A 22,172-nucleotide genomic window follows, 5' to 3' on the forward strand; every position below is an offset into this window, starting at 1 on the left:
CTTCTCGGTCGGTGGGTCACGGAGCAGTCGGTCATGAGGAGGTCAGGGGCCGGGGGTACCGGTGAGGTCGGTGAGCAGGGTGCGCACGCGGGCGTCGATATCGTCGCGGACCAGGCGCATCCGCTCGGCCCCTTCGATGCCGCGGGTGGAGGGCTCGTCGGTATGCCAGGTCTCGATGGTCCCTGCCATACCCTCCACCGGGTCGACCTTCGCCTCGTCCCCCAGGACGATGACCCGGTCCACGCGGGCCAGCAGGTCTACGTCGATGGGCTTGGGCTGGCCGCCGGACATGTCCGCCCCGACCTCGGCGACGACCTCGGCCGAGAGGACGTTGATCGCCTCGCCCGGTTTAGTTCCGGCGGAGTGGACTTCCACGCTGCCGGCGGCGTGGTGGTCCATCAGGGCCGCGGCCATCTGGGACTTGCCACCGTTCTTGGCACACACGAACAACACGGCCGGCCGGGACGCGGACTCTGAGGTGGTCATCTCTGGCTCTCCTGTCGGGGATGAGGGTTCAGGCGCGGGTCGCGGCGACGGTCTCGGCGCGGACCGGGACGGTGGGGTCCCCGGGGAACAGCCTGCGCCCGGCCCACAGGGACACGTAGACCAGCCCCACCAGCACGGGAACCTCGATCAGCGGGCCGACGACACCGGCCAGGGCCTGGCCGGAGGTCACCCCGAAGGTGCCGATGGCCACGGCGATGGCCAGCTCGAAGTTGTTGCCCGCGGCGGTGAAGGCCACCGTGGTGGACTTCGCGTAATTCAGCCCCACCGCCTTGGAGGCGATCAGGGCGATGCCGAACATCAGCACGAAATAGGCCAGCAGCGGCAGCGCGATCCGGGCCACGTCCCAGGGGTTGGAAGTGATCGCCTCGCCCTGCAGGGCGAACAGCAGCACGATGGTGAACAGCAGCCCGTACAGCGCCCAGGGCCCGATCTTGGGCAGGAACTCCTCCTCGTACCAGGTGCGCCCCTTGGCCCGCTCCCCCAGCACCCGGGTGAGGAAACCGGCCAGTAGCGGGATGCCCAGGAAGACCAGGACGCTGAGCACGATCGCCCAGACGGAGAAGTCGGCAGACGTGGTGGGCAGGCCCAGCCAGGAGGGCAGCACCTGGAGGTAGAACCACCCCAGAGCACCGAAGGCGATGACCTGGAAGACGGAATTGATGGCCACCAGCACGGCTGCGGCCTCCCGGTCCCCGCAGGCCAGGTCGTTCCAGATGAACACCATCGCGATGCACCGGGCCAGCCCGACGATGATCAGTCCGGTGCGGTACTCGGGCAGGTCCGGCAGCAGCAGCCAGGCCAGGGTGAACATCAGCGCCGGGCCCACGAGCCAGTTCAGCACCAGGGAGGTGACCATCAGCCGCTTGTCCCCGGCCACGCGGTGGGTCTCGTCGTAGCGGACCTTGGCCAGCACCGGGTACATCATCACCAGCAGCCCGATCGCGATCGGCAGGGAGACCTCCCCGATCTTCACCGCCTCCAGGGCGGTGTTGAGCCTGGGCACGAAGCGGCCCAGGGCCAGGCCGACGACCATGGCCAGCCCGATCCAGGCCGGCAGCCAGCGGTCCAGGAAGGACATCTCCTTCATCACGCCGTGCTGGGCGGCCGGCGGTGCGGTGGTGGGGACGCTCATGAAAGCCCATCTCTCGTATCGACCAATATCGATGCGAACCCTACCGGGACATATTGGCGTTCGTCAATGTAAGATGGGGTGATGGTCGCGACCACTACTCTTCCCGCCCTAGAGACCACCGGCCGCCGCGCCGAGGCCTCCGGCACGCCGGAGTCGGTGGCGTGTTGTTCCCTGTCCGATGGGCCGATCAGCGCCGAGCAGGCCCAGCGGGCCGCCGGGATGCTCAAGGCCCTGGCCGACCCGATGCGGTTGCGCCTGCTCTCCCACGTCGCCGCCCAGGGCTGCGAGGCCGTGTGCTCCTGCGACCTCACCGAGGAACTCGGCATCAGCCAGCCCACCGTGAGTCACCACATGAAGAAGCTCGTCGACGCGGGACTCCTCATCCGGGAACAGCGCGGGCGGTGGGCGCACTACACCGTGGTCCCAGCCGCCTTCGCCGAGCTGCGTCGGATGCTGGAGATGGGCTGACCCGCCCGCCCCGCCAGCCATGGGAACCATGAAGTCCGGCGAGGTCGACGTCCTGGTGGTCGGCGGGGGTCAGGCCGGACTGGCCGCCGGGTTCTACCTGCACCGTCTGGCCCGCGACGCCGCCCGGGGACGCGTCGGCCCCGCTCCCAGCTTCGCGATCCTGGATGCCAACGACCGCCCCGGTGGGGCATGGCAGTACTACTGGGACTCCCTGGAGCTGTTCTCCCCGGCTGCCTATAGCTCGCTGCCCGGTTACCAGATGCCACCCTGGGCCGGGGTGGGCAACCCCTCGGCCGCCCACGTGGTGTCCTACCTGCGCGCCTACGAGCAACGGTACGAGCTGCCGGTGCACCGGCCCGTCACCGTCCAGGCCGTCGAAGACGGCCCCGACGGGAATTACCTCACCCGCACCGACCGGGGCACCTGGACCAGCCGGGTGGTCATCAATGCCACGGGCTCCTGGCGCCGGCCCTTCATCCCCCGCGTCCCCGGGGCAGAGCAGTTCACCGGGAGCCAGTTGCACACCACCGGTTATCGCGGGCGGGAGCCCTTCGCCGGTCAGCGGGTGATGGTGGTCGGCGGGGGCAACTCCGGGGCGCAGATCGCCACCGACCTGCTGGACGCCGCCCAATCGGTGACCTGGGCGACCCGCCGGCCACCCCGGTACCTGCCCGACGACGTCGACGGCCGGGCCCTGTTCGCCGTGGCCACCGCCCACGTCCAGGCCGCCCGCCGGGGTGAACCCAGCCCCGGCGGGGTCGGATCCCTCGGAGACATCGTCGCCGTGCCCCCCGTCCGGGCAGCCCGGGACGCAGGGCGGCTGGAGGCCGCCTCGATGTTCTCGGCCTTCACCCCCACCGGCATACGGTGGGACAACGGCCGCCGGGCAGAGGTCGACGCGGTCATCTGGTGCACCGGCTTCCGCCCTGACCTGGGCCACCTGCGCCCTTTGGGCCTGAGCACGGAGTGCACCGTCCCGGCCACCACGGGCACCCCGCCCACGCGCTCCCGCGATCGGCCCGGGCTGTTCTTCCTCGGCTCCGGGGACTGGTGCGGCCCGGCCTCGGCCACCCTGATCGGTGTGGGAGCCCCCGCCCGTGCCACCGTCACTGTCGCGACCGACCACCTCACCGGCCCCCTGGAAGACAACCGGAAAGATTAGTCCCACGGTCTTGACCTTGGAGTGGACTCCAAGGTTTATCGTTGTCGCATGACGACCCAGACAGTGGTTCAACGCGGCATGCGGATCGGTGAACTCGCCGCAGCGACCAGCCTGAGCCCGGACACGATCCGGTACTACGAGAAGGCCGGCCTGCTACCCGACCCGGCCCGTACCCCGGCCGGGTACCGCGCCTACGGCCCCGAGGCCGTCGATCGGCTGCACTTCATCCAGGGCGCCCAGCGGCTCGGCCTGCGGCTCGAGGACATCCGCAACCTCCTGGCCATCCGGGACACCGGGAGCTGTCCGTGCGAACCGGCCGGCGACCTGCTGACCCGACGCCTGGCCGAACTGGACGAGAAGATCAGGCACCTCGAGGCCCTGCGCACCGAGATGGCCGCCATGCTCGATGCCCTGCCCACCGAGGACTGTCCCCAGCCCACCCCCGGCACGTGGCTGACACCGGAGAGGAGGTGCTGAGAGATGAACGACTGCTGTGACGACCCGACCTGCCCGCCAGAGTCCTGCGGCTGCGGCTGCTAGGCCACCGGCCCGGACCATCCCGGGAACGCCGACAGCCCGGACCCAATATTGGGTCCGGGCTGTCGGCGATCTCTTGAGAGATCACATGGTCGGGCTAGCGGGATTCGAACCCACGACCTCCTGACCCCCAGTCAGGCGCGCTACCAAGCTGCGCCATAGCCCGTGAGGAGAACGCCCACGGCGTTTTCCACCGGACCCACTCTACCCCATCGCGAGCGGTGCCGTGGACACGCCACGATTGCGTGAGCCGCGGCCGTGGGACCGGCCTCCGTCCGCCCCCGGATCAGGTGAGCCGGACGATCATCTTGCCCCGGTTCTCACCGCGCATCATGGCCAGGAACGCCTCGACGGTGCGGTCGAGACCGTCCATCACCGTCTCCTCGAAGACGACCTCCCCGGAGGACAACCACCCGGTCATCCGCTCCCGGAACTCCTCCACCGCCCCGGGGTGGGCGGCGGCCACCTCCGTGACGATGAAGCCCTGCATGCGCAGCCGACGGGTGAGGACGTGGCCGAGGTTGTCCGGCCCGGCCGGGCGCTGCGTGGCGTTGTACCCGGAGATCTGCCCGCACAGGGCGATCCTGCCGAAGTCGGCCATGACGTCCAGGGCCGCCTCGAGGTGGTCCCCGCCCACGTTGTCGAAGAACACGTCCACCCGGTCCTGGCCGACGGCCCCCGCCAGCTGCTCCCGGATCGGTGCGTCCTTGTAGTTGAGCGCCACGTCATAGCCGTACTGCTGGGTGAGGGCGGTCGTCTTCTCCGTCGTGCCGGCCGAGCCGACCACCCTGGCCGCCCCGAGCAACCGGGCGATCTGCCCCACGGCGGTGCCCACGGCACCGGCGGCGCCCGAGACCAGGACGGTGTCCCCTTCCCGAAGCCCGGCGATCCTGGTCAGGCCCAGGTACGCGGTCATGCCCGGCATGCCGAGGATGCCCAGATGGGCCGAGTGCGGCAGGCCCTCGAGCTCGGGGACGGGCCGGAAGTCCTCCGCCCCGGCCTGGACCCGGTCCGTCCAGCCGTGCTGGTGCAGCACCAGGGTGCCCGGGGGCAGGTGATCGGCCGCCGACTCCACCACGCGGCCCACCGCGCCCCCGGTGATGGTCTCCCCCACCTGGTACGGCGTGACATAGCTGCGTGCCGCGCTCATCCGGCCGCGCATGTACGGGTCCACGGAGAGGAACTCGTTGACCACGCGCACCTGCCCGGGCCGCAGGTCTGCGTACTCCACCGACTCCGTGGCGAAGTCCTCGGGCGTGGGCCATCCCTGCGGGCGGGCGGCCAGGCGGATCTGGGTACTGGTGAACGTGCTCATGGACTCACTCCTGGTGGCGTGTCGGTCGCTTCCGGCACCGACCCTACGCCCGGACCGGCACGCACCCCCGACGTGTCCGCGGCGCGCGGACACCTCGGTTCCCGCGGACGCCGAACAGGGTCCCCGAGGCGGGGCCCCGCGGTCAGAACGTGTACGTGCGCTCGCCCACCCGGAACTCGACGGTGTCCAGGTTCTGCACGCGTTCCTTGGCCTCGGCCGCGACCTGCTCCATGGTCTCCTGCAGCACGGCGGGATCGACCTCCGCGACCTGCTCCCCGTAGTGGACGACCAGCGTGCCCTCGTCCCCCTTGATCTCGAAGGACTCCATGTCCGGACCGGAGGGCATGGACCGGAAGAACTCGGTCACCCTGGAGTTGTCCCCCAGGAGGATGCCGTCGAACCCGGACAGGGAGGACCAGTCGAAGTCCCGGACCTGCTCCACCGTGAGGTCGCCCATCTGCCGCGCCTCGGTCCACAGCCGCTCGGCCTGGGCGGTGACCTCGCCGGCCTGGTTCGTGATCTCCTCGACCTGGGCACAGCCGGCCAGTGACATCATCAGCAGGACAGCCGCACCGGCGGCCCGACGTCTCGAGGTCTTCATCCCGGTATCTTCTCACGGCAGGATGTGACCATGAGCGGCACCTGTGTGGTCGTGGGCGGCGGGCCCGCGGGAATGGTCCTGGGCCTCCTGCTGGCCCGGGCCGGCATCGGGGTGACCGTGCTGGAGAAGCACGGCGACTTCCTCCGGGACTTCCGCGGCGACACCGTGCATCCCAGCACCCTGACCCTGCTCGAGGACCTGGGGCTGTTCGAGGCGTTCGACGCCCTGCCGCAGACCCGGCTGGATGGCGTCGGCTTCCCGGCCCCCGACGGCGGCTCGGTACGTCTGGTGACCCTCGGACGATTGCGGGTGCCCCATCCCTACATCGCGATGGTCCCGCAGTGGGACCTGCTGGACCTGTTGGCCCGGGCGGCCGGCGAGGAACCCACCTTCGCCCTGCGGATGAACACCGAGGCCGTGGACGTGCTGCGCGAGGGCGGTCGCGTCACCGGGGTCCGGTACCGGTCCTCGCAGGGGGCCGGGGAGCTGCGCGCCGACCTCGTCGTCGCCTGCGACGGCCGGGGGTCGGTCCTGCGGCGTGCGGCCGGGCTCCCCGTGCGGGAGTACCCGGTTCCCTTCGACGTGTGGTGGTTCCGGCTGCCCGCCCTCGGGGACCCGAGGACCTCCCTGCTCCCCCGGTTCCGCGCCGGCGCCGCCGTCGTCGCCATCCCGAGGCGGGGGTACTTCCAGGTCGCGTACCTGGGCCGGAAGGGCGGCGACGCCGGGCTGCGCCGCCGGGGCGTCGAGGCACTCCGCCGGGAACTGCACGGCCTGTTGCCCCCGGAGGCCGATGTCCGCGCCCTGACCTCGATGGACCAGGTCAAGCACCTGGACGTGCGGGTGGACCGGCTCCGGCGGTGGCACACCGCCGGCCTGCTGTGCATCGGGGACGCGGCGCACGCGATGTCCCCCGTCGGCGGGGTCGGGATCAACCTGGCCGTGCAGGACGCCGTCGCGACCGCCCGTCTGCTGGCCCCCGCGATCCGGACGGGCCGCGTGGGCCCCCGCGTGCTCGCCCGGGTGCGGCGTCGTCGACTGATGCCGACCGCCCTCATCCAGGCGGTGCAGCGGGTCGCGCACGCCCGGTTCGTCGAACCCGTCCTGGACGGCACGTGGACCGCTCCGTCACCACGGTTCGTCTCCCTGGTCCGCCGGTTCCCCGCGCTGACACTCCTGCCGGCCTACCTGATCGGCGTCGGCCCGTTGCCGGAGCGGGCCCCGGACTGGGCCCGCCGCCCGTCGCGGCCGCGGCCGGTGTCCCCGGCCCGCCGGGTGGCCGCGGACTAGTGCTTGCGGCCGCGCTTCTCGCGGACCCGCATCCCGAGTTCGATCGGGGTCCCCTCGAAGCCGAAGGTCTCCCGCAGCCGGCGGATGATGAACCGCCGGTAGCCCGGGTCCAGGAACCCGGTCGTGAACAGCACGATGCGCGGGGGCCGGGTGGAGGGCTGCGTGGCGAACAGGATCCGGGGCTGCTTGCCGCCGCGCACCGGGTGCGGGTGGGCTGCCACGAGCTCGCCCAGGAAGGCGTTCAGCTTGCCGGTGGGGATGCGCCGGTCCCAGGACTCCAGCGCGGTGTCCAGGGCGGGCACCAACCGGTCCTTGTGCCACCCGGTCTTGGCCGAGAGGTTCACTCGAGGGGCCCAGGCCACGTGGGCCAGGTCCTGCTCGATCTCCCGGTCCAGGTAGAAGCGGCGGTCCTCGTCCATGAGGTCCCACTTGTTGAAGGCCAGCACCAGTGCCCGGCCGGAGTCCACGACGGTCTGCAGGATGCGCACGTCCTGCTCGGACAGCACCTCGGAGGCCTCCAGCAGGACCACGGCCACCTCGGCCTTGTCCAGGGCGGACTGGGTCCGCAGGGAGGCGTAGTAGTCCGCACCGTGGGCCATGTGCTGGCGGCGGCGGATGCCGGCGGTGTCCACGAACCGCCAGAGCCGGCCACCGAGCTCGATCAGCTCGTCCACGGGATCACGGGTGGTGCCGGCGGTGTCGTCCACCACCACGCGGTCGGATCCGGCCAGCTTGTTCAGCAGCGAGGACTTGCCCACGTTGGGCCGTCCCAGCAGGGCCACGCGGCGCGGGCCACCGCGCGGGACGAGCCCGCCGTGGGCGGACTCCTCCGGCAGGACCGCCAGGGCCGCATCCAGCAGGTCACCGGTCCCCCGGCCGTGCACCGCGGAGACGGGGTGGGGCTCGCCGAGGCCGAGGCCCCACAGGGTGGCGGCGTCCGCCTCCTGGGTGATGTCGTCGACCTTGTTGGCCACGAGGATCACCGGCTTCTTCTTGCGCCGCAGCAGCCGGACGACGGCCTCGTCGGTCGAGGTCGCGCCGACGGTCGCGTCCACGACGAACAGCACGGCGTCGGCCACGTCCACGGCCAGCTCGGCCTGCTCGGCCACGCGCTGGTGGATGCCCTTGGCATCGTGCTCCCACCCGCCGGTGTCCACCACGGTGAACACCCGCCCGTTCCACTCGGCCTCGTAGCTGACGCGGTCCCGGGTCACCCCGGGCACGTCCTCCACCACTGCCTCGCGGCGGCCGATGATCCGGTTGACCAGGGTCGACTTGCCCACGTTGGGCCGGCCGACGATGGCCAGCACCGGGGGCACGGGCTCGTCCTCGGGTTCGGCGTCGCCCTCCTCCCAGCCCTGGAGCAGGGCGGCGTCCTCGTCGTCGAGCTCGTAGTCCTGCAGGCCGGCGCGCAGGGCCTCGGCCCGCTGGCGCGCGTCCTCGTCCGAGAGGGCGGCCAGCCGCTCGGCGACGTTGTCCTCGCCGGCGGGCACGTACTCGGCCCCGTCCTGCGGCCCGGTGCCGGTGGTGTTCTCGGTGCTCATGCGCGGTTCCCCTTCGGGGTCGTCGGTGCTGCGGTGTCTGGTGTGGTCACCGGTGCGGCGGTTCCGGCCGCCTCGGTGCCGGGGGCGTGGTGGGCGTCGCCGAAGACGCCCTGGCCGGACTGGCCGGCGATCTCGGCCAGGACGGCCTGCACGGTGGACTCGAGGTCGAGCTCGGAGGAGTCGACGAGACCCACCCCCGCGGCGGGGGTCATGAAGTCCACCACGGTGGAGTCCTTCGCGTCCCGGTCCACCACCTGGGCGGTCAGGTCCTGCCGGCCGACGGTGCCGCCGAGCTGCTCGCCGCGCCGGGCGAGACGGACCTCCGCGGAGGCGGTCAGCAGGATGCGGGCATCGGCGTCCGGGGCCACCACGGTGGTGATGTCCCGTCCCTCGGCCACGATCCGGCGGTGGGAGTCGATCAGCTCGCGCTGACGGGCCACGAGCAGCTCGCGGACGGCCCGGTTGGTGGCCACCACCGAGACGACGGCGGAGATGCCCGGTGCGCGGATGGCCTCGGTGATGTCATGGGTGCCCACCACCACGCGGTCGACGTCAGGGTCCACGGACAGCCCCAGGTCGATGTCCTGGACGGCACTGACGACGGCGTCGTCGTCCTCGAGCACCCCGGCCTCCCGGCAGTGCCAGGCCACGGCGCGGTACATCGCCCCGGTGTCGAGGTAGGCCGCGCCCAGCCGACGTGCGACCTCGCGGGACACGGAGGACTTCCCCGACCCCGAGGGACCGTCCACGGCCACCACGAGGCGACGCGATGCCGCCCCCGTCGTCTCGTCCACCATTCAGACCACCTTCCATCCCCGCGCGGTCAGCGCGTCCGTCAGTTCCTGCCGGCGTCCGGGCAGTACGGAGATCTCCAGCATGCCCACCTGGTACCCGGCCGAGTGGTCCATGCGCAGGTCCTCCACGTTGACGCCGGCGGCGCCGACGTCCTGCAGGACCGCCGAGATCTGGCCCGGGGTGTCGTCCACGATCACGGTGACCACGGCGAAGGCCTGCGGCGGACCGCCGTGCTTGCCCGGGATCCGGGCGTGCCCGGCGTTGCCCTCGGCGATCAGCTGCGCGATGTCCAGTCGTGCACCGGGCGCCGACGGGTCCTCCATCGTGCCGATCAGCCGGTCCAGGTCCTCGCGCACCCCGTAGAGGATCCGCAGGATCTCCGGCGCGTTCGCGGCGAGGATCTGCACCCACAGCTGGGGGTCGGAGGCGGCGATGCGCGTGGTGTCCCGCAGTCCGTTGCCGGCCAGGGCGAGCGAGGCCGCCGGGGTCTCCTGGAGCCGGGAGGACACCAGGGAGGCGGCGATCTGCGGCAGGTGCGAGATCAGCGCCACCGAGGCGTCGTGGTCCTCGGCGCTCATCCGGTGCACGGTGGCGCCCAGGCTGCGGGCGATCTCCTCGGCCGCCGCGACGGCGGACGGGTCGGTCGCCTCGGTCGCGCAGACCACCCAGGGGGCCGCGGTGAACAGCTGGCCGCGGGCCGCCACCGGGCCGGAACGCTCGGAACCGGCCATTGGGTGGGTGCCCACGTAGCGGGCCGCCTGGGCGGGGGCCAGGGTCCCGTCGGCGACGGCGGCCTGCACCTCCGCGGCGATCGCCCCCTTGACCGAGGCGATGTCCAGCACGACGGCCTCCGGGAACCGGCGCAGCGAATCGATCACGACCTGCCCGGTCACGTCCGGGGGCGAGGCCACCACGACGGTGCCCGGCTGCCGGACGTCCGGCGCGTCCGTGGCGCCGTCGGGCCCGGCCGGGAAGGGGTCGCCGGCGCCGATGTCCACGGCCACGGCCTGCGCGGAGGGCGACGGGTCGGCGAGCCAGACCTCGGCGCCCGCGGCACGCAGGCCCAGACCGATCGAGGCGCCCAGCAGTCCGGTGCCCCTGATGAGGACCGGTTCCGTCAGGACCCGGGATGTCAGCAGGGCCCGGGCCATCACAGTCCGACCGAGGCCATCAGGTGGCCCATCTCCTGCCGGCCCATCTGCCGGACCGTGCCCTGTTTCTGGTCGCCGAGGGCGATCGGCCCGAACTTCACGCGCACGAGCCGTTCGACCGGGTAGCCGACCTCCTTGAACATCCGGCGCACGATCCGGTTCTTCCCGGAGTGCAGCACGACCTCCACGAGCACGTGCCCCGGGGTGGAGTCCACCAGCTTGAAGGAGTCCACCTGCGCGAAGCCGTCCTCGAGGTGGATGCCCTCCTTGAGCTGGGCCCCGACGCCCTTGGCCATCGGCCCGGGCACCTGGACGAGATAGGTCTTCGGGACCTCGTAGCGGGGGTGGGTCAGCCGGTTGGCCAGCTCGCCGTCATTGGTCAGCAGCAGCAGCCCCTCGGTCTCGGTGTCGAGCCGGCCGACGTGGAACAGGCGCTCCTGGCCCTTCTTGAGGTAGTCGGAGATGCACGGGCGCCCCTCGGGGTCGTCCATGGTGGAGACCACGCCGCGGGGCTTGTTGAAGGCGAAGTAGCGCAGGGTGGTGTCCAGCTGCAGGCGGATGCCGTCCACGTGGATGACCGAGGTCTCGGGATCCACGCGGACACCGGTCTCGGTCACGACCTTGCCGTCCACCTCGACCCGTCCCTCGGCGATCAGGTCCTCGCAGACGCGCCGGGAGGCCACGCCGGCGGAGGCCATCAGCTTCTGGAGGCGCACCCCGGACGGGTCGTGGACCTCGGAGAAATTCTGCTCGCGCCGAGCGCGGTTCGGACGCTGCGGCTTGCGCGCGGCGCCCAGGTTGCGGTCGTATCCATCCCGCGAGTCGTCGCGGAACGGCCCGCCCTTCTGGCCCGGTTGCGGGGTGCGGCCACCGCCGCCGGCAGGGCCGCCGCGGGCAGCCCCCTTGCCGGAGTGCCCCTTGCCGGCCGATGCGCCGTAGCCTTTGCCGGGCTTACCGGTCTTGCCGGGCCTTCCGGGACGCGATGCGCCCTGGCCGCGGCGGCCGCCGGAGCCCTGGGGTCCGCCGGAGGAGTTCTGGTGTCCGGGGGTACGTGGAGTCATGATGTCCTTTCAGTGCCTCACGGCATGTGCAGGGGTCGGAGTGGGTGGGGATCACGGGACCTCGGGTCACCGGTCACGGCACCACGACCGTGCCCCACCGAACACTCCATCATAGTCCAGCCCTTCCCGCGCAAGGTCACGCGGGCGCGGTGATCTTGCGCACTGCCGAGGGCCCACCGGGTGGACGCGGCCGTGCTTCAGCCGCGGAAGCCCTCGTCCTGCTCGGCGAGGGCCGCGAGGTCGTCCAGGCCGGGCAGGTGCTCGGAGAGCCTGGGCAGCTCGTCGAGGCTTCCCACCCCGAGGGTCTCCAGCAGGTATCCGGTGGTCCGGTACAGCACCGCTCCGGTGTGGGGATCCGTTCCCGCCTCGGCCACCAGTCCCCGGCTGACCAGGGTGCGCATCACGGAGTCCGAGTTCACGCCGCGGATGCCGGCCACGCGGGACCGCGTCACCGGCTGGAGGTAGGCCACCACGGCCAGGGTCTCCAGGGCCGCCTGCGTGAGCCGGGCGGTCTGGCCCTCGACGACGAACCGCTCGACGACGTCGGCGAGGGCGGGCCGGGAGTAGATGCGCCAACCGCCGGCCAGCTCGCGCAATTCGAAACCGCGCCGGGGCCCGCCGGAGCGTCCGTCGTAGTCGTCCGCCAGGGCCGACAGGGTCGCGGCGACCCTCGCGGGCTCCGCGTCGGTCGCCTGGACCAGCTGTGCCACGGTCACCGGCTCGTCCACCACCATCAGCACGGCCTCGAGCTGCTCGCGCAGGTCCGCCGGGTCGTCACCGGCCGGGTGGGTGGGCAGGTGCGGCCCGGGCCCCTCCCGCTCGGCCGGGGGCGCCGGCGCGGGCCGTGGTCCCGGTTCACTCATGCGTCGTCTCCTCGTCCAGGTTCTCGTCGTGCTCCTCGTCCCACCCGGCGCCGGGATCCGCCAGCACGTCCGGGGCATCCGGGTCCCACACCACCACCAGCTCCCCCAGCGGCGTGTCCTGGTGGAACGTCACGGCCCGGTCCCGGTACATCTCCAACAGGGCCAGGAAGCGGGCCACCACCACCAGGGTGGTGCCGGCGTCGTGGACGATTTCACGGAAGGTGAGCCGGCCGGACGCCCGCAACCGGGCCGCCAGGATGCCGCTCTGCTCGCGCACCGAGACGGGCGGGGCGTGCAGGTGGCCGAGCCCGACGGCGTCGGGTTCGGCCGGGGTGCGGGAGAGGACCTGCTCTGCCAGCGCACCGAACTGCTCCGGGCTCACCGTCCACACCAGCGGGGGCAGGACGGAGGCGAACCGCGGGTCCAGCGTCGTCTGGCGTGGGAAGCGCCGGGACTCGGACTCCATGCGGCTGCGCATCAGGGCGGAGACGTCCCGGAACGCCTTGTACTGCAGTAGCCGGGCGAACAGCAGGTCGCGCGCCTCCAGCAGGGCCACGTCCTCCTCGGCGTCCGTGGTGCCGGCCGGCAGCAACCGGGCCGTCTTCAGGTCCAGCAACGTGGACGCCACCACGAGGAAGGCGCTGGACTCGTCCAGCGCCGCCAGGTCCGGGCGGCCGCGCTCGTCCTCGTCCCGTCCCCCGGGCTGCTGCCGCAGGGTGCCGATGTAGGCGATGAACTCGTCCGTGACCTCAGCCAGGGCGACCTCGGTGATGTCCATCCGGCGCCGGGCGATCAGGGAGAGCAGGAGGTCGAACGGGCCGGAGAAGTTCCGCAGGGTGACCGAGAAGCCGGACGGCGTCCCGTCCAGGCCGGCCTCGTCCAGGGCCGCCCGGGACGGGTCGGCCACGCCGGGGCCACCGTCGTCCGCGGCGAGACCGGCCATTCCGCCGGTCACCGCCGCGGACACTGGGCTCACGGCGCTCCGCCGCGCCAGATCAGCTCGCGGGCCAGTGTGCGGTAGGCCTTGGCACCCTCGTGCTTCTGGGCGAAGGCGGTGATCGGCTCGGCGGCGACGGTGGCGTCGGCGAACTTGATGGAGCGCTTGATCACGGTCTCGAAGACCCGGTCCCCGAAGGCCTCGACCAACCGGCCCACGACCTCCTTGGAGTGCAGGGTACGGGCGTCGAACATCGTGGCCAGCACGCCGTCGACCTGCAGGTCCGGGTTGATCCGGTCCTGGATCTTCTCGATGGTCTCCACCAGCAGGGCCACCGCGCGCAGGGCGAAGAACTCGGCCGTCAGCGGGATGATCACCCCGTGCGAGGCGGTCAGCGCGTTCACGGTGAGCAGCCCCAGGGACGGCTGGCAGTCGATGAGGATGACGTCGTAGTCGTCACGGACCTGGCGCAGGGACCGCTCGAGCACCTGCTCGCGGGCCACCTCGTTGACGAGCTGGACCTCCGCGGCGGAGAGGTCGATGTTGGCGGGCAAGAGGTCGATGTTCTCGAACTCGGTCTCCACGAGCGCGTCCCGCGCGGTGACGCTGCGCTCCATCATGACGTTGTAGATGGTCGTGTCCAGCTCGTGCGGGCTGACCCCGAGACCGGCCGACAGGGCGCCCTGGGGATCGAAGTCGACCATGAGGACCTTGCGGCCGTACCCGGCGAGCGCGGCGCCGAGGTTGATGGTGGAGGTGGTCTTGCCCACCCCGCCCTTCTGGTTGACCATCGAGATGATCCGGGCGGGGCCGTGCGAGGTCAGGGGGGCGGGCTCCGGGAACTCGTGCTTGGGCCGTCCCGTGGGCCCGATCACCGGATCCCCGGTGACCATGAGCACTGGCGTGGGCTCTTGCTGGTTCACGATGCTGCCGACTCCTGCCATCTGTCCGTCTGTCCGCCGTTCTGTGAGGTGCCTTCGCTGGATAACGCCGGCTGCTGCGGCATGGGTACACCCTAGTCCGGATCTCGGCCGGCCCGGAGAATTCACGCGGACCCGCGGCGAGCCTTGACGTTCAACCGCAGGGTGAAGGTGTATACGCCGGTCGGTTCCCGCCCACGTCGGCGGCCGGGCCCCGTGCAGGGGCCCGGCCGCGGTCGTGGGGTCCGTGGGACCCGGTCGGCGGACTACCGGCGGCTGCCGGCGGTGTCCAGGTCGCGGGTGACGTTCAGGCTGGACTCCGGGTGCCCCTCCACCGCCTGCTCGGCGATGGTCGGCGACTCGTACGGGTCGAAGCCGCGCCCCCGGGACTCCGCGTCGGCCTCCGTGGCCGGTGCGGCCTCGGCCGCGCCGTGTCCGGCCACCAGGGCCTCGTCGAACGCCAGCCGGCCGGAGAGCACCTGCCGTGCGCGGTCGGCGTCGAACTCACCGACCCACTTGCCGATCAGCATCGTCGCCACGGCGTTGCCGGTGAAGTTGGTCAGGGCCCGGGCCTCGGACATGAACTTGTCGATGCCCACGATCACGCCCATCCCGCCCAGCAGCGCCGGGCTGTGGGACTGCAGGCCGGCGGCCAGGGTGGCCAGGCCGGCGCCGGTCACGCCGGCGGCACCCTTGGAGGCGATGATCATGAAGACCAGCAGGCCGATCTGCTCGCCCAGGTTCATCTCCAGGCCCATGGCGTTGGAGACGAACAGGGCGGCCATGGTCAGGTAGATGGCGGTGCCGTCGAGGTTGAACGAGTACCCGGTCGGGACGGTCACCCCGACCACGGGCTTGGACACCCCGGCGTACTCCATCTTGGCGATCAGCCGCGGCAGGGCCGACTCGGAGGAGGAGGTGGCGAAGATCAGCAGGTACTCCCGTCCCAGGTACTTGATCAGGGAGAAGATGCTCATCCCGGTGACGATCTTCAGCAGGGTGCCGAGCACCAGGACGATGAACAGGATGCAGGTGGCGTAGAACGCACCCATCAGAAGCGCCATGGCCCCGATGGCGGACCAGCCGGTGGAGCCGACGACGGCGGCGATGGCACCGAAGGCGCCGATGGGGGCGACCCACATGATCATCATCAGGATCCGGAACACCACGCCCTGGACGAGGGAGAGGATGTTCAGCAGCGGCTTGCCTGCCTCGCCCATCTTCTGCAGGGCGAACCCGACGAGCAGGGCCACGAACAGGACCGGCAGCACCGGGACGGAGTCCGGGATGATCTCCAGCACGAACGCGACGGTCGGGTCGAGTTCGGCCTTGGCGGCCGGGTCGTAGGGGGTCAGCGCGAGACCCTCACCCGGGTGGATGAGGTTGCCCACGACCAGGCCGAGGCCCAGGGCGAAGGTGGACATGATGACGAAGTACAGCAGGGCCATGCCACCGACCTTGCCGACGGTGGCGGCCTTGGCGATGGAGCCGATGCCCAGCACGATGGTGCAGAAGATGACCGGGCCGATCATCATCTTGATCAGGGAGACGAAGCCGTCGCCGAGGGGCTTGAGGGACTTGCCGAACTCCGGGAACAGCAGGCCCACGGCGGCTCCCAGGACCACCGAGGCGATCACGGAGATGTAGAGCCAGTGGGTCCGGTCCTTGGTCTTCTTCGCCACGGAGCGCTCTGCGCGCGGGGCGGTGGTGGTCTCTGCCATGGTGGTCCTTGCTGCGATGGTGGATCGGGGTGTGATGATGGGGGCGGACGCCGGCGATGCCGGGGTGTGGCGCCACCGGGACTGCGGTCAGTGATGATCCTCGCCCCGTACTGTGGGGATCGTCACGGTTGCGGTCATAAAGTTCATGACGCCGCTCACAGATCCGGGAGGTGATCATGCGCCGGTGGAGCATCGCCCGGCGGCTCGCCGTGGCCCAGCTGGCGGGGCTGGTCGTCATCGCGGTCCTCGCGATCGGTGTGAGCTACCTGCAGACCCGGCAGACCTTCTACGCCCTGGAGCGTGAGCACGTGGTGGCCACCGCACAGCTGATCGCGGACGAGGGCACGGTCCGTGAGGGCTTCGCCGCGGCGGACCCCTCGGCGGCCCTGCAGCCCCTGACCCTGGAGCTGCCCGGCCCGGCCGACGTGGACTGGGTGACGTTCTTCGGCACGGACGCCACGCGCGTGGCCCACCGGAATCCGGCTCTGCAGGGCACGCACTTCCCCGGGGACCTCTCGCAGGTCCGGGCTGGAAGGGTCAGCGTGGACACCGTCGCGACGGGCCCGGCCGGCCTGTCGTTGCGTGCCCTGGCCCCGGTCCTGTCCGCGGACGACGAGACGGTCATCGGGGTCGTCGGCGTCGGCCAGCGTGTTCCGGAGCTGGACATCGCCGTGTCCGCCCAGATTCCCCGGATCCTGGTGATCACCGGGGTGCTGGCCGCGCTGGCGCTGTCCGGATCGGCGATCCTGGGCCGCTACATCTCCCGGACCACCCACGGGCTGGGTCCCGAGGAGCTGGCCGCACGCTTCGCGGTGCTGGACACGGCACTGCACAACGTCTCGGAGGGCATGGTCCTGATCTCGCCGACGAGGCACCTGACGCTGTACAACGACCGCGCCGCCGAGCTGCTGGACCTGCCCCCGTCCCGGGAGGCCGGGGTGATCGGCGATCGACCGCTGCACGTGAGGGAGCTCGGCCTGCCTGCGCCGCTCGCCGACCTGCTGGGCGCGGGACGGCAGGCCCGGGACGAGCTCTATGCGGTGGGCGAGCGGATCCTCGTGGTGAACCAGCGGCCCGCCCGCCCGGGGACCACGCCGACGGCACGGCCCTGGACCCGGTCGCGGCGGCGGTCGTCCGAGATCCCGGCGCCGGGCCCGGGAACGGTGGTCACGCTGTACGACCGCACCGAGGTCCAGGAGATGAACCGGGAGCTGGAGACCACCCGGTCCCTCACCGACGCCCTGCGCTCGCAGACCCACGAGCACGCCAACCGGCTGCACACCCTCTACTCCCTGCTCGAGCTGGGCCGCCCCGAGCAGGCCCGCGAGCTGATCGAGCAGTCCCTGGACGCCCGGGGCACCGGCGCGGACCTCGCCACGACCGCGGAGGCCGAGCCCGCGCTGGACGCGCTGTTGATCGCCAAGGCCTCCCAGGCCCGCGAGCGCGGGGTCACGATGGACCACCGCAACGAGGTCGACTCCCCCACCGGCGTCCCGGCCCAGGACCTGGTCACCCTCATGGGCAACCTGCTGGACAACGCGATCGACGCGGCCGCCGACCCGGCCCGCCGGGACCCGGAGGATCGCTGGGTGGACGCCGAGGCGCGCCTCGAGGGGCGCTGGCTGGTCCTCCAGGTGGCCGACGGTGGGCCGGGACCCTCTGCGGAGGACCGTGAGCGGATCTTCGAGCTGGGCTGGTCCACGAAACCGGCCGGGCCCGCCGGCCGTGGGGTGGGACTGGCCCTGGTCCGCCAGACGGCCCGACGGCTGGGCGGGACCGTGGACCTGGCCCAGGACTCCGGGACCGTGTTCACCGTCGAGCTGCCCCTGGGTGCCGCGGACCGGGGCCTGCCGGACCCGGTGGACGCAGGGCACCCGGAGAGGATCGACGGGCATGCGTGACTACCGGGTGCTGATCCTCGAGGACGAGCAGGTCACGGCCGAGACCTACGTGGAGTACCTGGCCCGCACCGGCGGCTTCGAGGTGGTCCATGTCTCGCCCACCGCCCGGGACGCGCTGGGCTTCCTGGCCGAGCAGATGCGCCGGGGCGGTTCCTTCGGCGTCGACGTGGTCCTGCTGGACATGAACCTGCCGGACGGCCACGGGCTCGACGTGCTGCGGCAGATGCGCTCGGCCGGCTTCACCGGCGGGGTGCTGGCGCTGACCGCCTCGACGGAACTGCACACCATCCGCCGGGCGGTGGCCCTGGGCGTGGTGCAGTACCTGGTCAAGCCGTTCGGCTACCAGCAGTTCGCGGAGCGGATGCGCGCGTTCCGCGAGCTGGCGGCCGAGTTCGCCGGCACCGGCACCGCACCGGGCCAGGACGCGGTGGACCGGGCCTTCCCGCGCTCCCGGCCCGCCGGTCCCCCGGAACTGCCCAAGGGGCTGACGGAGCGGACCCTGGACACCGTCGTCGCGCTGCTGCGGGGCGCCGCCGCGGACGCGCTGAGCGCGGGCGAGGTGGGCCACGCCGTCGGGACGTCCCGGGTCACCGCGCGACGGTACCTGGAGCACCTCTACCGGGTGGGCATGGTGGAGCGGTCCCCGCGATACGGCACGCCGGGCCGGCCGGAGAACGAGTACCGCTGGACGGGGCCGGCGGGCTGAGCCTGCCCCGGTCCGCTCACCCGGCGGCGTCCGCGATCAGACCGGCCAGTTCCCGGGGTCGGGACCACATCGGCCAGTGCCCGGTCGGCAGGTCCACGTAGCGCAGGTTGCGGTAGTACGGCAGGGCGGCCAGGAAGGGGACGCCCTGTCCGGCGTAGGAGCGGTACTCCTCGCCGCTGTACTCCGTGCAGACCACGGTGGAGGCCACGTCGTGGCGCCGGTCGTCCGAGAGCCGGACGGCAGTGGTCAGCACGGTCGCCGCCTCCGGGACGGCGCGCTCGCGGAAGGTCTGCAGTTGCCGGTCCGTCAGGTCGCGCAGCGCGCCACCCTCCAGTTCCCTCGCCCACGCGTCCTCCAACCGGTACCACTCGGCCGTGAGACCGGGGTCCATGGCGTACCCGTCGGGCACCGGGGCGGTGTCGACCCACACGGCGTGGTCCACCAGTCCGGGGTGCTGGTCGATCACCAGGGTCCCGGCGATGGCCGCCCCGCTGTGCACCACGAGCACGCGGCGTCCGGTCGTGCGGTCCAGGGCCGCCAGGATCGCGTCGGCCTGGTCCTGCGGCCCGTCGGCCCTGGTCCCGCGCCCGGGCAGGGTCGGGGTCGCCACCGCGAGGCCCCGTCCGTCCAGGTCCGCCCGGACCTCGTCCCACGCCCAGCCGCCCAGCCAGAACCCCGGCACCAGCACGATCTGCGGCGGACTCGTCATGGGCGCAGTCTGGCACGGCCCCGGCCCCGGCGCCACGGTGGGGGCACGCGCGCGGACTCCGGACGTCCCGGTCAGGCGCGCAGCTGGTCCGCGATCCGGTCCAGCACGGAACGGTCCTCGATCGTGGAGGGCACCACGTAGTCCTCCCCGTCCGCGATCTGGCGCATCGTCTTGCGCAGGATCTTGCCGGAACGGGTCTTCGGCAGGGCCTCCACGACGGTGACCTGGCGGAAGTCGGCGACCGCGCCGATGGTCCCCCGCACCGTGGACCGCAGCTCCGCCAGCAATTCCTCGGGGTCCTCGGGCACCTCGACCCCGGACTTCAGCACCACGTATCCCGCGGCCCGCTGGCCCTTGAGCGGGTCGGCCAGGCCGATCACCGCGCATTCGGCCACCGCCGGATGGGCGGCGAGCGCCTGCTCCAGCGCCCCCGTGGACAACCGGTGACCGGCCACGTTGATGACGTCGTCGGTGCGGCCCATCACGAACAGGTAGCCGTCCTCGTCGATGAGGCCGGAGTCCCCCGTCGCGTAGTACCCGGGGAAGGCGCTGAGATAGGAGTCTATGAAGCGCTGGTCGTTGCCCCACAGGGTGGCCAGCGTGCCCGGGGGCAGCGGCAGGCGCAGGCAGATGTTGCCCTCGGTCCCGGCCGGCACCGGTTCGCCCGCACCGTCCAGGACCTCCACGGCGTATCCCGGCGAGGGCCGGGTGCAGGAACCGATCTTCACGGGCAGTTCCTGCAGTCCGACCGGGTTCGCCCCGATCGGCCACCCGGTCTCGGTCTGCCACCAGTTGTCGATGACGGGGACCCCCAGCAGGTCCCCGATCCAGCGCTGGGTCTCCGGGTCCAGCCGCTCCCCGGCGGCGAACAGGACCTTCAGCCCGGACAGGTCGTGGTCGGCGGCCAGGGCTCCCTCCGGGTCCACCTTGCGGATGGCGCGCAGCGCGGTGGGGGCGGTGAACAGCGAGCGCACGCCGTGCTGCGCGGCCACCCGCCAGAAGGCACCCGCGTCCGGGGTGCCCACCGGCTTGCCCTCGTAGAGCACCGAGGTGGCCCCCACGAGCAGGGGGGCGTAGACGATGTAGGAGTGCCCGACGACCCAGCCGACGTCGGAGGCGGTGAACATCACCTGGCCGGGGCCGACGTCGTAGATGTTGGCCATGGTCCAGGCCAGGGCGACCGCGTGCCCGCCGTGGTCCCGCACCACGCCCTTCGGCGAACCGGTGGTGCCCGAGGTGTACAGGACGTACAGCGGATCCGTGGCGGCGACCTCCACCGGCCCGGCGGGCAGCGCGGTGGACACCGCCTCGTCCCAGTCCACCCAGCGGGTGCCCGCGGTCCCGGACGCGACGTCGGCCGGGTCCGTGGCGAATCCGTCCCGGCGCCGCGCGACGACGGCGTCCACCCGGTGGCCGGCCAGGGACAGGGCCTCGGCGACGGCCGGCAGGTACTCGACCCTGCGGCTGGGCTCGATGCCGCCGGAGGAGGTGACGATGACCTTTGGCCGGGCGTCGTCGATGCGGGTGGCCAGTTCCTTGGGCGCGAAGCCGCCGAACACCACGGAGTGCACCGCTCCGAGCCGGGCACACGCCAGCATGGCGACCGGGGCCTCGGGCGTCATCGGCAGGTAGATCACCACCCGGTCCCCCCGGCCGACGCCCAGCTGCCGCAGCACGCCGGCGAAGGTGGCCACCCGGTCGGTGAGCTCGGCGTAGCTGATGTGCTCCACGGTGCCGAGCACCGCGGAATCGTAGATGATGGCGGTCCGGTCCCCGTGGCCGGCGGCCACGTGCCGGTCCAGGCAGTTCGCCGCGGTGTTGAGGGTGCCGTCCGGGAACCATCGGTACATCGGGGCCGCGGCGCCGTCCAGCGCCCGGGTGGGGGGACGGGTCCAGTCGATGGCGCGGGCGGCCTCGAGCCAGAAGCCCTCGGGATCGTCGATGGATCGTCGGTAGACCTCGGCGTAGTCGTGGTCCGGCCCGGTGGTGGCGTGCGCTGCTGGGGTCATGGGCACAAGATATGGCCCGGGTCACGCCCCCGTCTAGGGTCTGTATACGCAAAATTCCGGATACGGGGAATTTCCGGGCGAAGATGCCCTGGATGGACTTCTTGTGTATACACTGACCCTGTGCGAGCCAGTGAACGTGCGTACCAGGCCTTGCGGCAGGACATCATCGATGGACACCTGCCGCCCGGGGCCGTGCTCGGCGAGGTCGAGCAGTCCGAACGCCTCGGGCTCTCCCGCACGCCCCTGCGCGAGGCCATCGGACGGCTGGTGGCCGAGGGACTGGCAGAGCCCTCCACCGGCCGCGGTGTCGTCGTCACGAAGGTCTCGCTCGCGGAGGCCGGCCTGCTCTTCGACCTCAGGACCGCCCTCGAGGGCCTGGCCGCCCGCCGCGCGGCGGAGCATGCCGACGCCGCGCTCTTCGTGGACCTGGCCGATCGCTTCGAGGCGGCGACGGAACCGTTGCGCGGCGGGGCCGACCCCACGGAGTACTACGCCCTCACCGAGGAACTCGACGCCGCCGTCGACGACGCCTGCGCCAACCCCTACCTGGCGCAGCACCTGCGCGGCCTGCGGGTGCACCTGACGCGCCTGCGCCGGTTCTCCCGCAAGGACCCCGCGCGGCTGGCCGCCTCCGCCACGGAGCACGCCGCGATCGCCCACGCCCTGGCCGCACGCAACCCGGAACTGGCCGCGGCCACCACCACCATGCACCTGCAGCACGCACTGGCCCACCTGCAGTCACACCAGGAGGGCGCCGGACCGGCGCGCTCGGACCCCCGGCCCGGCACCCCGCCGGGACACGAGACCCAGCACGACCATGACACCGTCACGACCTGAGGAGAGAAC

General features: G+C 72.1%; 21 protein-coding genes and 1 tRNA gene. 7 read left to right on the forward strand and 15 right to left on the reverse strand.

Annotated elements, in window-relative coordinates; all coding sequences use genetic code 11:
• Window positions 1-42: 42 nt before the first annotated feature.
• Together GGQ69_RS07605 and arsB are read right to left on the reverse strand one after the other, a co-directional pair.
• Window positions 43-486, reverse strand: a complete 444-nt coding sequence (locus GGQ69_RS07605; protein ID WP_183526657.1) for a low molecular weight phosphatase family protein — start codon at window positions 484-486, stop codon at window positions 43-45.
• A 28-nt stretch (window positions 487-514) separates the two neighbouring features.
• On the reverse strand, window positions 515-1,639 hold the full coding sequence (arsB, locus tag GGQ69_RS07610; RefSeq protein WP_298044340.1) for an ACR3 family arsenite efflux transporter: 1,125 nt from the start codon (window positions 1,637-1,639) through the stop codon (window positions 515-517).
• A gap of 81 nt (window positions 1,640-1,720) precedes the next feature.
• Between arsB and GGQ69_RS07615 the strand changes: the two genes are divergently transcribed.
• Genes GGQ69_RS07615 through GGQ69_RS07625 form a run of 3 tightly spaced genes read left to right on the forward strand, consistent with a single transcriptional unit; the run spans window position 1,721 to window position 3,746 of the window.
• Entirely contained in the window at window positions 1,721-2,107 is a 387-nt protein-coding gene (locus GGQ69_RS07615; protein WP_221243363.1) for a helix-turn-helix transcriptional regulator, read from the forward strand.
• A 28-nt stretch (window positions 2,108-2,135) separates the two neighbouring features.
• Window positions 2,136-3,269: an ArsO family NAD(P)H-dependent flavin-containing monooxygenase gene (locus GGQ69_RS07620; RefSeq protein WP_183526661.1), complete on the forward strand. Its 1,134-nt coding sequence runs from the start codon at window positions 2,136-2,138 to the stop codon at window positions 3,267-3,269.
• Window positions 3,270-3,317: 48 nt separating this feature from the next.
• Entirely contained in the window at window positions 3,318-3,746 is a 429-nt protein-coding gene (locus GGQ69_RS07625; protein WP_255459448.1) for a heavy metal-responsive transcriptional regulator, read from the forward strand.
• A 149-nt stretch (window positions 3,747-3,895) separates the two neighbouring features.
• On the opposite strand, the gene GGQ69_RS07630 is transcribed toward GGQ69_RS07625, so the two are convergent.
• The 3 genes from GGQ69_RS07630 to GGQ69_RS07640 form a co-directional block, all read right to left on the reverse strand.
• Window positions 3,896-3,972 (reverse strand) — tRNA-Pro (locus GGQ69_RS07630).
• A gap of 120 nt (window positions 3,973-4,092) precedes the next feature.
• Window positions 4,093-5,121, reverse strand: a complete 1,029-nt coding sequence (locus GGQ69_RS07635) for an NADP-dependent oxidoreductase (protein ID WP_183526663.1) — start codon at window positions 5,119-5,121, stop codon at window positions 4,093-4,095.
• 142 nt (window positions 5,122-5,263) lie between these two features.
• Window positions 5,264-5,722: a DUF4825 domain-containing protein gene (locus tag GGQ69_RS07640; protein WP_183526666.1), complete on the reverse strand. Its 459-nt coding sequence runs from the start codon at window positions 5,720-5,722 to the stop codon at window positions 5,264-5,266.
• 30 nt (window positions 5,723-5,752) lie between these two features.
• On the opposite strand from GGQ69_RS07640, the gene GGQ69_RS07645 reads away from it, so the two are divergent.
• Complete coding sequence (locus GGQ69_RS07645; RefSeq protein ID WP_221243364.1) at window positions 5,753-7,009, forward strand: FAD-dependent oxidoreductase; 1,257 nt, start codon at window positions 5,753-5,755, stop codon at window positions 7,007-7,009.
• Here GGQ69_RS07645 and der read toward each other — a convergent pair.
• The 8 genes from der to GGQ69_RS07685 all read right to left on the reverse strand — a co-directional run bounded on the left by der (window position 7,006) and on the right by GGQ69_RS07685 (window position 16,001).
• Window positions 7,006-8,553, reverse strand: a complete 1,548-nt coding sequence (der, locus tag GGQ69_RS07650) for a ribosome biogenesis GTPase Der (RefSeq protein ID WP_183526672.1) — start codon at window positions 8,551-8,553, stop codon at window positions 7,006-7,008. The two genes, GGQ69_RS07645 and der, sit on opposite strands and share 4 nt — an antisense overlap.
• Window positions 8,550-9,350, reverse strand: a complete 801-nt coding sequence (gene cmk / locus GGQ69_RS07655; protein WP_183526675.1) for a (d)CMP kinase — start codon at window positions 9,348-9,350, stop codon at window positions 8,550-8,552. Before cmk ends, der begins: the two co-directional genes overlap by 4 nt.
• A complete protein-coding gene (locus GGQ69_RS07660) occupies window positions 9,351-10,499 on the reverse strand; it encodes a prephenate dehydrogenase (RefSeq protein ID WP_183526677.1) in 1,149 nt (382 codons plus the stop codon).
• Window positions 10,499-11,560, reverse strand: a complete 1,062-nt coding sequence (locus tag GGQ69_RS07665; RefSeq protein WP_183526679.1) for a pseudouridine synthase — start codon at window positions 11,558-11,560, stop codon at window positions 10,499-10,501. The genes GGQ69_RS07660 and GGQ69_RS07665 overlap by 1 nt, the downstream gene beginning before the upstream one ends.
• Before the next feature lie 197 nt (window positions 11,561-11,757).
• On the reverse strand, window positions 11,758-12,423 hold the full coding sequence (scpB, locus tag GGQ69_RS07670; RefSeq protein ID WP_183526681.1) for an SMC-Scp complex subunit ScpB: 666 nt from the start codon (window positions 12,421-12,423) through the stop codon (window positions 11,758-11,760).
• Window positions 12,416-13,366, reverse strand: a complete 951-nt coding sequence (locus GGQ69_RS07675; RefSeq protein WP_221243634.1) for a ScpA family protein — start codon at window positions 13,364-13,366, stop codon at window positions 12,416-12,418. The genes scpB and GGQ69_RS07675 overlap by 8 nt, the downstream gene beginning before the upstream one ends.
• 29 nt (window positions 13,367-13,395) lie before the next feature.
• Complete coding sequence (locus GGQ69_RS07680; protein WP_183528430.1) at window positions 13,396-14,253, reverse strand: ParA family protein; 858 nt, start codon at window positions 14,251-14,253, stop codon at window positions 13,396-13,398.
• Between the two features lie 293 nt (window positions 14,254-14,546).
• Window positions 14,547-16,001, reverse strand: coding sequence for a cation:dicarboxylate symporter family transporter (locus tag GGQ69_RS07685; protein ID WP_183526683.1), 1,455 nt, complete (start codon window positions 15,999-16,001; stop codon window positions 14,547-14,549).
• Between the two features lie 176 nt (window positions 16,002-16,177).
• Here GGQ69_RS07685 and GGQ69_RS07690 point away from each other — a divergent pair, with 176 nt between their 5' ends.
• Window positions 16,178-17,902, forward strand: a complete 1,725-nt coding sequence (locus GGQ69_RS07690) for an ATP-binding protein (protein WP_183526685.1) — start codon at window positions 16,178-16,180, stop codon at window positions 17,900-17,902.
• Window positions 17,895-18,608: a response regulator gene (locus GGQ69_RS07695; protein WP_183526687.1), complete on the forward strand. Its 714-nt coding sequence runs from the start codon at window positions 17,895-17,897 to the stop codon at window positions 18,606-18,608. The genes GGQ69_RS07690 and GGQ69_RS07695 overlap by 8 nt, the downstream gene beginning before the upstream one ends.
• A gap of 16 nt (window positions 18,609-18,624) precedes the next feature.
• Here the strand turns inward: GGQ69_RS07695 and GGQ69_RS07700 are convergent, their stop codons facing one another.
• Entirely contained in the window at window positions 18,625-19,317 is a 693-nt protein-coding gene (locus GGQ69_RS07700; RefSeq protein ID WP_221243365.1) for an alpha/beta fold hydrolase, read from the reverse strand.
• Between the two features lie 71 nt (window positions 19,318-19,388).
• Entirely contained in the window at window positions 19,389-21,326 is a 1,938-nt protein-coding gene (locus tag GGQ69_RS07705) for an AMP-binding protein (RefSeq protein WP_183526689.1), read from the reverse strand.
• A 120-nt stretch (window positions 21,327-21,446) separates the two neighbouring features.
• Between GGQ69_RS07705 and GGQ69_RS07710 the strand changes: the two genes are divergently transcribed.
• A complete protein-coding gene (locus GGQ69_RS07710; RefSeq protein ID WP_183526691.1) occupies window positions 21,447-22,163 on the forward strand; it encodes a GntR family transcriptional regulator in 717 nt (238 codons plus the stop codon).
• The last annotated feature ends 9 nt before the right edge of the window (window positions 22,164-22,172 follow it).

It is taken from the genome of Micrococcus sp. TA1 (assembly GCF_014199555.1).
In the GTDB taxonomy this organism is placed as follows: domain Bacteria; phylum Actinomycetota; class Actinomycetes; order Actinomycetales; family Micrococcaceae; genus Citricoccus.

What these genes read in the sequence shown, in the direction of transcription:
- GGQ69_RS07605 (WP_183526657.1), bottom strand. Translation starts at nt 486, where the DNA reads ATGACCACCTCAGAGTCCGCGTCCCGGCCGGCCGTGTTGTTCGTGTGT.
- arsB (WP_298044340.1), bottom strand. Translation starts at nt 1,639, where the DNA reads ATGAGCGTCCCCACCACCGCACCGCCGGCCGCCCAGCACGGCGTGATG.
- GGQ69_RS07615 (WP_221243363.1), top strand. Translation starts at nt 1,721, where the DNA reads ATGGTCGCGACCACTACTCTTCCCGCCCTAGAGACCACCGGCCGCCGC.
- GGQ69_RS07620 (WP_183526661.1), top strand. Translation starts at nt 2,136, where the DNA reads ATGAAGTCCGGCGAGGTCGACGTCCTGGTGGTCGGCGGGGGTCAGGCC.
- GGQ69_RS07625 (WP_255459448.1), top strand. Translation starts at nt 3,318, where the DNA reads ATGACGACCCAGACAGTGGTTCAACGCGGCATGCGGATCGGTGAACTC.
- GGQ69_RS07635 (WP_183526663.1), bottom strand. Translation starts at nt 5,121, where the DNA reads ATGAGCACGTTCACCAGTACCCAGATCCGCCTGGCCGCCCGCCCGCAG.
- GGQ69_RS07640 (WP_183526666.1), bottom strand. Translation starts at nt 5,722, where the DNA reads ATGAAGACCTCGAGACGTCGGGCCGCCGGTGCGGCTGTCCTGCTGATG.
- GGQ69_RS07645 (WP_221243364.1), top strand. Translation starts at nt 5,753, where the DNA reads ATGAGCGGCACCTGTGTGGTCGTGGGCGGCGGGCCCGCGGGAATGGTC.
- der (WP_183526672.1), bottom strand. Translation starts at nt 8,553, where the DNA reads ATGAGCACCGAGAACACCACCGGCACCGGGCCGCAGGACGGGGCCGAG.
- cmk (WP_183526675.1), bottom strand. Translation starts at nt 9,350, where the DNA reads ATGGTGGACGAGACGACGGGGGCGGCATCGCGTCGCCTCGTGGTGGCC.
- GGQ69_RS07660 (WP_183526677.1), bottom strand. Translation starts at nt 10,499, where the DNA reads ATGGCCCGGGCCCTGCTGACATCCCGGGTCCTGACGGAACCGGTCCTC.
- GGQ69_RS07665 (WP_183526679.1), bottom strand. Translation starts at nt 11,560, where the DNA reads ATGACTCCACGTACCCCCGGACACCAGAACTCCTCCGGCGGACCCCAG.
- scpB (WP_183526681.1), bottom strand. Translation starts at nt 12,423, where the DNA reads ATGAGTGAACCGGGACCACGGCCCGCGCCGGCGCCCCCGGCCGAGCGG.
- GGQ69_RS07675 (WP_221243634.1), bottom strand. Translation starts at nt 13,366, where the DNA reads ATGGCCGGTCTCGCCGCGGACGACGGTGGCCCCGGCGTGGCCGACCCG.
- GGQ69_RS07680 (WP_183528430.1), bottom strand. Translation starts at nt 14,253, where the DNA reads ATGGTCACCGGGGATCCGGTGATCGGGCCCACGGGACGGCCCAAGCAC.
- GGQ69_RS07685 (WP_183526683.1), bottom strand. Translation starts at nt 16,001, where the DNA reads ATGGCAGAGACCACCACCGCCCCGCGCGCAGAGCGCTCCGTGGCGAAG.
- GGQ69_RS07690 (WP_183526685.1), top strand. Translation starts at nt 16,178, where the DNA reads ATGCGCCGGTGGAGCATCGCCCGGCGGCTCGCCGTGGCCCAGCTGGCG.
- GGQ69_RS07695 (WP_183526687.1), top strand. Translation starts at nt 17,895, where the DNA reads ATGCGTGACTACCGGGTGCTGATCCTCGAGGACGAGCAGGTCACGGCC.
- GGQ69_RS07700 (WP_221243365.1), bottom strand. Translation starts at nt 19,317, where the DNA reads ATGACGAGTCCGCCGCAGATCGTGCTGGTGCCGGGGTTCTGGCTGGGC.
- GGQ69_RS07705 (WP_183526689.1), bottom strand. Translation starts at nt 21,326, where the DNA reads ATGACCCCAGCAGCGCACGCCACCACCGGGCCGGACCACGACTACGCC.